Below are 1,770 nucleotides of genomic sequence, written 5' to 3'. Positions count from 1 at the left end.
TCAATATTTCTTGAACGATAGGGAACCACAGGCGTTCTATTTGGAGGCAATCCAATTTGAAAAATCTTTGTAAGCTGGGCCTGCGGCTTTCAAATTGAATCGGATAAGGCATTAAAGAAGCTAGCAATTCCAGGCTTACTTGTTTATGGCAAGCAAGCAGATATACCAACATCTTTAGAGTCAGATATTCGGTGGCTTTTAGTTGTTGTTGTAGGTGGATTTGGTAAAATGAAGGAAACATATTTAACAGATGGGGCTTTTTTACAATCACGACCCCATCTTTTTTTACCACAAAACGCCCCAAAGCTCTACAGGGAATGCTTTCGACGGGGTTGTCACCCCGTCAGTTATTCAGCAAGCCCTATTTAAAGAATTACTACCTCATTTTCGTCAGAAATTGTTAGCAAGAAAATCAATACCCTTACCAGATAGCGTACAATTTGCCTTAAAAAACTTGGAAAATATCTGGATAGCTGACGGGTCAACATTAGAAGCATTATTTCGGAAGCTAGAAAGTTTATCAGATGTGCCAATTGGTCAATTATCCGGAAAAATGGGAGTAATCATAGACCTAGTAACTCATCTTCCCGAAGAAATTTGGTTTGGGACTAATCCCCAACAAGCAGATACTCACTGGGAGGAAGATTTACTAAAAACAGTTAAGCCAAAAACCTTGCTCTTATTGGACACAGGCTTTTATCACTTCGCTTTTTGGGAAAAACTCATCCAGCAAGAAATTGGATTTATCACTCGAATCAAGAAAGGTGCATCTTATCCGGTTGAGCGGGTATTAACCAATACTTATGATGTCAAAGACCAGATAATTAAAATAGGTGCAGGCACAAAACAGACACCAGCTTTGACTATAAGATTAGTACAGATTCGCTCCAAGACTTCTTGGCGTTCTTATCTAACAAGTGTCCGAGAACCTGAAATATTACCCCCTATGTAGTAGCAGATTTATATCAAAGAGGCTGGCGAATAGAAGAGGCATTTTGTACAGTAAAAAAATGATTAAATCTCAGCTATTTATGGACAGGTTCATTAAACGGAATCAAGCTCCCAATCTGGGCTAATTGGCTATTTTATGCGGTTTTAGTAGACGATAGAGATGCGGTTGCAGATGAATTAGGAGTACCAATTGAACGGGTTTCATTAGAAATGATTTATCGGGGGATGTATCATTTTTCGGTTGCGTATCAAAAAGGAATAGCTTCTGACCTAGTTAAGTATTTTGCCGCCGAGAACCATCAAGATTTATGGATTGTTAAGCGACGGGGAAAACCTCATGTCAAGCTAATTATTTCTCCTTTCCCTGGAACTCCAAGAAATCCCGAACAATTTTTTTTCAAAAATAAAGGAACAAATGGAGGCATATTTTAATTGGGTCAATCGGTAAAAAATGAGTAAAATTACTAAATAACAATAGTGTTTTTAGCTTAATACCATTTTTTTAAAGATGTGATAGACTTGCATAAAAAGTAAAGGAGAGAATTACAATGTCGGGTCGTCCTCATATAAAGATTACCGAATCTGTAGAAAATTTACGAGAAATCCTTAAACAGCAAAAAAGAATCCTAGTATCCGCTCAATAAATCGGGGTAAGTAACCACACACAATTAATTACATAAAGGCTCCTTGCTAGGCAAGGGTTTCAGTAGAAATATTATGTAATTAATTCGGAACTACTACTTAACAGTAAAAAAAGAAGGTTCACAATCTAGGCACAGCATGGTAGAATATGACATATTATTAATCATAAAATCAAGA

Annotated in this window: 1 protein-coding gene and 1 pseudogene; one reads left to right on the top strand and one right to left on the bottom strand. The window is 37.0% G+C overall.

The window, feature by feature from the left end:
• Nucleotides 1–292, bottom strand: a pseudogene (locus QT994_RS27615) (hypothetical protein); the annotation flags it as partial.
• 105 nt (nt 293–397) lie between these two features.
• Between QT994_RS27615 and QT994_RS27610 the strand changes: the two are divergent.
• The gene (locus QT994_RS27610) at nt 398–952 is read left to right on the top strand and encodes a hypothetical protein (protein ID WP_333180309.1); all 555 of its coding nucleotides are present in this window, start codon (nt 398–400) and stop codon (nt 950–952) included.
• The last annotated feature ends 818 nt before the right edge of the window (nt 953–1,770 follow it).

The organism is Microcoleus sp. S13_B4 (assembly GCF_036700885.1).
Classification (GTDB): Bacteria; Cyanobacteriota; Cyanobacteriia; order Cyanobacteriales; family Microcoleaceae; genus Microcoleus.
The sequence above is the reverse complement of the archived record's forward strand: the minus strand, read 5'-3'. Positions and strand labels throughout refer to the sequence as shown.